Here is an 8,756-nt window from a genome sequence, read left to right on the forward strand (position 1 = left end):
CCACCAACACACCAACACCCTCGGACCAACCCGTCCCGTCGGACGCCGCGGCGAAAGACTTACACCTACCGTCACCGGCCAGACCACCCTGACGGGAGAACTCGACGAACGCCTCAGGCGTCGCCATCACCGCCACACCACCAGCAAGCGCCAGCGAGCACTCCCCCGACCGCAACGCCTGCACCGCCAGATGCAACGCCACCAGCGACGACGAACACGCGGTATCCACCGTCACCGACGGGCCTTCAAGACCAAGGACGTACGACAAACGGCCCGACGCCACCGATCCGGTGCTCGCGTTGTAGACGTAGTCGTGGTACATCATTCCGGCGAACACACCGGTCGACGAACCCTTCAACGACGTCGGATCGATGCCGGCCCGCTCGATCGCCTCCCACGACGCCTCCAACAACAGACGCTGCTGCGGATCCATCGTCAGCGCCTCGTTCGGCGAGATCCCGAAGAACCCGGCGTCGAAGTCCGCGGCTTCGTGCAGGAAACCGCCTTCCCGCACATAGCTGGTGTCCGGACGGGTGCGTGTCGGATCGAACAGCTCCTCGACATTCCAGCCACGATCGGCGGGAAATTCGGAGACCGCGTCGACGCCGTCGGCGACCAGGCGCCACAGATCCTCCGGCGACGCGACCCCGCCCGGATAACGGCAGCCCATCCCCACGATCGCGATCGGCTCGTTGATGCTCGCCGTGAGTTTCCGGTTCTGGGTCCGAAGCCATTCGGTCTCCTTCAGCGACTGCCGAAGCGCCTGGACAAGCTTCTCCTCTGACGCGCTCATGACCACTCCCCCGTCTCCCACTGCGTCGAGTTCTCCTGGTTGAGGCCGCCGAGCGCCATGCTGATGAGGTCGTCGGTGTCCATGGTGTCGATCGACACCGGTTCGTCGTGGTCCGGTTCGGTCGGGTCGTCGTCGGCCGCGCCACCGAGTCCGAGCAGCGTGCCCAGGAGTCCGGCGTCCCGCAGCCGGCTGAGCGGAATGCTCTGCAGCACCTGCCGGATCCGGTCCTCCTCCTTCGCCTGGGCGTCGGCTTCGCCGGCCGGTGGGGCGATGTCGGCGAGCAGTTGAGCGGCGAGCGCTGCGGCGTTCGGATGGTCGAAGACCAAGGTCGCGGGCAGGCGCAGGCCGGTCGCGGTGTTCAGCGCGTTGCGGAACTCGACAGCGCTCAGCGAGTCGAAGCCCAGGTCGCTGAAGGCCAGCCCGGCCTGCACCGCTTCGGGACCGGGGTGGCCGAGAACGGCGGCGGCCTCGACACGGACCAGGTTGAGCACGAGAGCGAGCTGTTCCTCGGGTTCGAGGTGGGTGAGCTTCTGTCGTAGGACCCCGTCGCCGTTGGTCGTAGTCCCCGTCGCACGCCGGCTGCGCGCCGGAACCAGCGTCCGCAGGATGTCCGGCACCTGGGGTGCCGACCGCCACGCCTGAAGGTTGAGGCGGATCGGCGTGAGCGCCACCTCACCGGAACCATGGGCCAGGTCGAACAGGGCGAGCGCCTCGTCGACCGGCATCGCGGTCACCCCGCTGCGGCTCATCCGCTGCACATCAGCATCACTGAGCGTCCCGGCCATCCCATCAGCCCACAGACCCCACGCCAGCGACTGCCCCGGCAACCCCTGATCACGACGCCACTGGACGAACGCGTCCAGATAGGAGTTGGCCGCCGCATAGGCCCCCTGGCCCGCGGTGCCGAACACGCCCGCCGCCGAGGAGAACACCACGAACGCCGTCAGGTCACCAGCCGCCTCATGCAGGTTCCACACCGCATCGACCTTCGGACGCAACACCCCGTCGACCCGCTCCGGGGTCAGCGACGACAGCACCCCGTCGTCGAGAACACCCGCAAGATGCACCACCGCCGACGGCCGCACCGCCTCCACCAGCGCCAACGTCGCCTCCCGATCGGCGACATCACACGCCACCGCCCGCACCCGGGCATCCAGACCATCCGGCAAAGACCCACGACGAGAAACAAGCACCACATCTCGCACGTCGTGCGCCGCCACCAGATGCCTCGCGACCGCCACACCCAGCGCGCCCGTACCACCAGTGATCAGAACCGGACCCGCACCCCATCCCGGGGGCTCGACCGCAGGCTCGACGCCGGCCCGCACCAGGCGCGGCACCAGGACCTCGCCGTCACGCACCCGGACCTGTGACTCATCGGCCTCCAGTGCGGCCACGGCCACCGCCGCGATGTCGATGCCAGGCTCGGCGTCGATCAGCACGAACCGGCCGGCGTTCTCCGACTGCGCCACCCGGACCAGGCCGCCGACCGCGGACCCGGCGAGGTCCCCGGACGTCACCACGGCCAGCACCCGGTCCTCGGCGTCGGTCCGCCCCAGGAATCCCTGGAGCTCAGCGAGAGCCGCATGCACCGCGGCGCGCGTCTCGGCCGGATCCGTGCCGGCCGGGCTGTGCCAGATCTCGATCTCCCGCCCACCGGCAATCTCCCGCCCACCGGCCGACGAACGCGGCAGTTCGGACGGCACCCAGTCGAGGCGGAGCAGCGACTGGGAAGCGGCGGTCTGCCCGGCCGCCGGTTCGCGGAGGGAGAGACCGGCGATCGACGCCACCGGGAGACCCGTGGAGTCCGCGATCCGAAGGGTGACCTCGCCGCCGGGATTCTGGGTCAGGCGCACCCGGAGGGTCTCCACGCCGGTCCGGTGCAGCACCACTCCGGACCAGGCGAACGGCACCCGTGCCCGGTCTCCGGCACCGTCACCGAAGGCCAGGGCGTGCAGTGCGGCGTCGAGGAGGGCCGGGTGCAGGCCGAACCCGGTGCCGGTGAGCCGGCCGGGCTCCGGTGGCGCCACTTCGGCGTACACCTCGGAATTGTGCCGCCAGGCCGCGGTCAGGCCCTGGAATGCCGGGCCGTAATCCAGGCCGGCGTCGGCCAGGCCGTCGTAGACGGTGGTCACGTCGAGCGGTTCGGCGGCGGGCGGCGGCCACGCGGTCAGGTCGAAGTCCGGTGCCGATGCGGCCGGCGACAGAGTTCCGGTGGCGTGCCGGATCCAGTCGGCGTCCTGGTCGGGGCGCGAATGCACACCCACCGGGCGGCGTCCGTCGTCGTGGGCCGGGCCGACCACCACCTGGATCTGCACGCCGCCCTGCTCGGGCAGTACCAGCGGCGCCTGGAGCATCAGTTCGTCGACGATGCCGCAACCGACCTCGTCGCCGGCGCGGATCGCCATCTCCAGCAGGCCGGTTCCCGGCACCAGAAGCGTGTCACCGACCCGATGATCAGCCAGCCACGGCTCCGCCTGGATCGACAACCGGCCGGTCGCGATCACTCCGTTGCCGTCCGGAAGTTGCACGATCGCGCCGAACAGCGGGTGGTCGGCGGTCTGCAGGCCGGCCGACCGGAGATCACCGGCACCGGTCACCGCATCCCGCCAGTAGCGTTCACGCTGGAAGGCGTAGGTGGGCAGGTCGACCGTGAAGGTACTCGCGGGCTGGCCGGCCTGGACAGCACGCCCGGACGAGCCACCTTGGACAGTGCGCCCCGGCGAGCCCTCCTGGACAGCGCGCCCTGGCGAGCCGCCCTGGACAGCGTGCGTGGGCAGGCCGCTCTGGCTGGCGTCGACGCTGAAGTACCTGACCCAGTCGACCGGCATGCCCCGCGCGTATGCCTGGCCGAGCCCATTCAGCAGCTCGGTGGCCTCGTCGCGGTCACGTCGTTGCAACGCGATCGCCCCGTCGGCCATCGGCGTCAACGCCGCATCCGACCCGATCTCCAACAAGACACCGGCGTCCATCGCGGCCACGGCGTCAGCGAAAAGCACTGTCCCGCGGGTGTGCCTCAGCCAGTAGTCGACAGTCGCCAGGTCGTCCGGAGTCGCAGCTTTACCCGTCACCGTCGAGACGATCGGAATCTGCGCCGGACTGAAGGTGACCGTCGAAAGTTCCTGCTCGAAAGCGGCCAGCATCGGATCCATCAACGGCGAATGGAACGCATGCGACACCCGCAGCCGAGTATTACGGCGACCCAACGCCTCAACCACCCGGTCGACGTCTTCAGCACTGCCGGAGATCACCACCGAATCCGGACCGTTCACCGCAGCGATCGCAATACCGAACGGCTCGACCTCAGCCGGGGTCGCCTGCACCGCCGCCATCGCCCCACCAGCAGGCAACGCGGCCATCAACTTGCCGCGCGCCACCACCAGACGCACCGCATCAGGCAGCGAGATCATCCCCGCGACATGGGCGACGGCGAACTCGCCAACCGAATGACCAGCCAAGACTTCCGGCTTAATCCCCCACGACTTAAGTAGTGCGACCAAAGCGACCTGGAAAGCGAAAATGCCGATCTGCGCGTTGTCGGTCGAATCCAAAGTCGCACGGTCCGCACCCCACCAGATGCCCTTCGGGTCACCCGGGACCAGAGAGGCGACCTCGTCAAACGCGGCAGCGAACACCGGGAACGCCTCGTAGAGACCACGACCCATCCCGAGACGCTGCACACCCTGACCGGAGAACAACCAGCCGACGCGGCCGCCGACGTTCTCCTTGGGTTCGGATTCGACCACCGCGCGCAGTCCCGCGGTGAAGCCGGATCGGTCCGCGGCCACGACCACGGCACGGGTTCCGAAGACCGACCGCGACGTCACCAGGGCCCGGCCCACCGCGGCGAACTCGGCGTCGGTCCAGGAGTCCATTCGTTCCATGAGCATGCGGGCCTGACCGGCCAGCGCTGCCGGCGACTTGGCGTGCAGCACCCACGGAATGATCGCCGGCGCGGCCTCGGCGGCCGACCCGACAGTCGATCCGGCGCCAGACCCGACGGGTAGCACGATGCCGGAACCGGCGGGCCCGGGGGCGGGAGCGGGCTGTTCGAGGATGACGTGGGCGTTCGTGCCACTGATCCCGAACGACGAGACCCCCGCCCGACGCGGATGATCCGTGACCGGCCACTCCCGCGACTCGGTCAACAACTGGACATCGCCGGAAGCCCAATCGACGTGTGGTGACGGAGCGTCCACGTGCAGCGTCTTCGGCAGCACACCATGACGCATCGCCATGACCATCTTGATGATCCCGCCGACACCCGCCGCCGCTTGTGAGTGACCGATGTTCGACTTCAGAGAGCCGAGCCACAACGGCTCACCAGAACGGCCCTGGCCGTAGGTCGCCAGCAACGCCTGCGCCTCGATCGGGTCACCGAGCGTCGTACCCGTGCCATGAGCCTCAACCGCATCCACCTGATCAGCCGAAACCCGCGCCGCCGCCAACGCCTGACCGATCACCCTGCGCTGCGACGGACCATTCGGCGCCGTCAAACCATTACTCGCACCGTCCTGATTCACCGCCGTACCCCGAACCACAGCCCACACCGGATGACCCAGACGAACCGCATCCGAAAGACGCTCGACCACCAACACACCAACACCCTCGGACCAACCCGTCCCATCCGAAGACGCGGCAAAGGACTTACACCTACCGTCACCGGCCAGACCACCCTGACGGGAGAACTCGATGAACGCCTCGGGCGTCGCCATCACCGCCACACCACCGGCAAGCGCGAGGGAGCATTCGCCTGAGCGCAGGGCCTGTGCGGCCAGGTGCAGGGCCACCAGCGATGACGAACACGCCGTGTCGACCGTCACCGACGGGCCTTCAAGACCTAGGACGTACGACAAACGGCCCGAGGCCACGGATCCGGTGTTCGTGTTGTCGATGTAGTCGTGGTACATCATTCCGGCGAAGACGCCCGTTGATGAACCCTTCAACGTTGTCGGGTCGATGCCGGCCCGTTCGATCGCCTCCCACGACGCTTCCAACAACAGACGCTGCTGCGGATCCATCGTCAGCGCCTCGTTCGGTGAGATGCCGAAGAAGGCCGCATCGAAGTCGGCTGCGTTGTGCAGGAAACCGCCCTCACGGACGTAACTGGTACCGGGGCGGGTGCGCGACGGGTCGTACAACTCGGTGATGTCCCAGCCTCTGTCGGCAGGGAAGTCCGAGACCGCGTCGACGCCGTCGGCGACCAGGCGCCACAGGTCCTCCGGCGACGCGACCCCACCCGGATAACGGCAGCCCATCCCCACGATGACGATCGGATCCGTATCGGCCGGGGCGGCCGGGGCCGTCGCCGTGTCGTCGTCGGTGTGCCCCAGAATCTCGCCGAGCAGGAAATCGGCGAGTACGACCGGAGACGGATAGTCGAAGACCAGAGTCGCGGGCAGCCGCAGACCCGTCGCGGTGCCCAGGCCGTTACGGAACTCCACCGCACTCAGCGAGTCGAAGCCCAGTTCGTTGAAGGAGCGGTCGGGTTCGACGGATTCCGGGCCGGCGTGCCCGAGTACGGCGGCTGCCGTCGCGCGGACCAGGTCGAGCAGGTGGCTTCGCCGATCCGTCTCGGTCAACCGGGCCAGACGCTGTCGCAGGCCGTCGTCGGTGGCGGCGCTGGTGACGGTGGCCCGCCGGGTGCGTGCCGGGACGAGGGAACGCAGGAGATCGGGTACCTGGGGTGCCGCCCGCCAGGTGCGTAGTTCCAGGTGAACCGGGACGAGCGTGGGGGCGCCGAGGCGGCGGGCCCGGTCGAAGAGGCTCAGTGCCTCGTCGACGGGCAGTGCGGTCACTCCGCTGCGGCTCATCCGCTGGATGTCGTTCTCGGTCAGGGTGCCGGCCATGCCGTCGGCCCACAGACCCCAGGCCAACGACTGGGCCGGGAGGCCCTGATCCCGGCGCCACTGGGCGAAGGCGTCCAGGTAGGAGTTGGCGGCCGCGTATGAACCCTGGCCGGGGGAACCGAGCACACCGGCCGCGGACGAGAACAGCAGGAAGTCGGTCAGTGGCAGGTCGGCGGTCGCGTGATGGAGATTCCAGACCGCGTCGACCTTGGCCCGGAGCACGGCGTCGATCCGGTCCGGGGTCAGGGAGGACAGCACGGCGTCGTCGAGGACACCGGCGACGTGGATGATCGCGGTCGGTCGTACCGCCTGGACCAGGTCGAGGATCGCTTCCCGGTCGGCGGTGTCGCAGGCCGGCACCCGCACCCGAGCGCCCAGATCGGTCAACTCGCTGATCAGCGAGTCGACGCCGTCCGACGCCGGGCCGCGGCGGGAGGCCAGGACGAGGTCCCGAACGCCGCCGCTGGTCACGAGGTGGCGGGCCAGCACACGCCCGAGGGCGCCGGTTCCGCCGGTGATCAGTACCGGTCCGTCGCCCCAGGAAGGATTCTCCGCTGCCGGGTCCGCGTCGGCCCGGACCAGCCGGGGCACCAGCGTCTCGCCACCGCGGACCCGGACCTGCGACTCGTCGGCGGCCAGAGCGGCCGCGGCCAGAGCGGACATGTCGGGGTCCGCGGTCTCCGCTTCGAGGACCAGGAAACGGCCAGGGTTCTCGGACTGGGCTGACCTGACCAGGCCCGCGACGGCGGCACCGGCCGGGTCGACGGATGTCACCACGGCCAGGACCCGGTTCTCGTTGCCGGGGCGGGTGGGGAACGTCTGTAGTTCGGTCAGAGCCGCGTGCACCGCGGTGCGTGTCTCCGCCGGGTCGGTGCCGGGTGGGCTGTGCCAGATCTCGATCTCGCGAGGGTCGGTGGTGACCGCGGGGAGAGGGGTGGGCAGCCAATCCAGGCGGTACATCGAGTGGGATTCCGGTGCCGCGGTGGCCGGTTCGCGGAGGGAGAGGCTTCCTACGGACGCGATCGGGGTGCCGTTGCCGTCGGCGATCCGGATCGCCACTCCCGTACCGGAAGGATGGGGTCGGAGAAGCACCCGCAACCTGTCGGCGCCGCTGCGGAGCAGCACCACCTGGGACCAGGCGAACGGCACTCGTGCACTTTCACCCGCGGAAACGCTCAACGACAACGCGTGCAGTGCCGCGTCGAGCGCTGCCGGGTGCAGACCGAACGGTGCGCCGTCCGCCGGCTCCGGCAGCGTCACCTCGGCGAACGTCTCGGTGTCGCGGCGCCATGCCGCGGTCAGGCCCTGGAACGCCGGGCCGTAGTCGAGGCCGACCGACGCCAGGTCCTGGTAGACGCCGGTCACGTCGACCGCGTCGGCGCCGGGCGGGGGCCAGGTGGTCAGATCGATGTTCTCGCTGCTCACCGCGGCGGTCAGGATGCCCTCGGCGTTTCGTGTCCAGTCGTCGGCGTCCTCGCCACGCGAGTGCACGGTGACCGGGCGGCGGCCGTCCGCCTCGGCGGCGCCGACCACCACCTGCACCTGGACGCCGCCACGCTCCGGCAGGGTCAGCGGGACCTGGAGCATCAACTCGTCCACCGCGCCGCAGCCGACCTCGTCGCCGGCCCGGATCACCATCTCCAGCAGGCCGGTTCCGGGTACGAGGATCGTGTCGTTGACGCGGTGGTCGGCCAGCCACGGCTGGCTCTGCACGGACAGGCGGCCGGTCAGGACTACCGCGCCTGAGTCGGGGGTGCTCAGTACGGCGCCCAGCAACGGATGGCGTACGGGCCGGAGACCGGCGGTCACGGCTCCGTCGCGTTCGGCGCCGGACCAGGCGTTGGACCAGTAGTCGAGGGTGTCGAGCCAGTAGCGGTCGCGCTGGAAGGCGTAGGTCGGAAGGTCTACCCGGTGGGCGTTGGGGTAGAAGGCGCTCCAGTCGACTTTCAGGCCTCGGACGAATGCCTGGCCCAGCCCGGTCAGTAGTTCGGTGACCTCATCGCGGTCCCGTCGTTGCAACGCGATCGCCCCGTCGGCCATCGGCGTCAACGCCGCATCCGACCCGATCTCCAACAAGACACCGGCATCCATCGCGGCCACGGCGTCAGCGAAAA

At 69.5% G+C, this 8,756-nt stretch carries 2 protein-coding genes; both read right to left on the reverse strand.

All coding sequences use genetic code 11. From position 1 onward, the window contains the following. Nucleotides 1-793 (reverse strand): beta-ketoacyl synthase N-terminal-like domain-containing protein (locus ACFO0C_RS46890; protein ID WP_378073378.1); only part of this gene is annotated, 793 nt, incomplete at its 3' end. Next, nucleotides 790-8,733: an SDR family NAD(P)-dependent oxidoreductase gene (locus ACFO0C_RS46895; RefSeq protein WP_378073379.1), complete on the reverse strand. Its 7,944-nt coding sequence runs from the start codon at nucleotides 8,731-8,733 to the stop codon at nucleotides 790-792. The genes ACFO0C_RS46895 and ACFO0C_RS46890, both read right to left, overlap by 4 nt. Nucleotides 8,734-8,756: the final 23 nt, after the last annotated feature.

The sequence above is a fragment of the Actinoplanes subglobosus genome (genome assembly GCF_042650585.1).
GTDB lineage: Bacteria > Actinomycetota > Actinomycetes > Mycobacteriales > Micromonosporaceae > Actinoplanes > Actinoplanes subglobosus.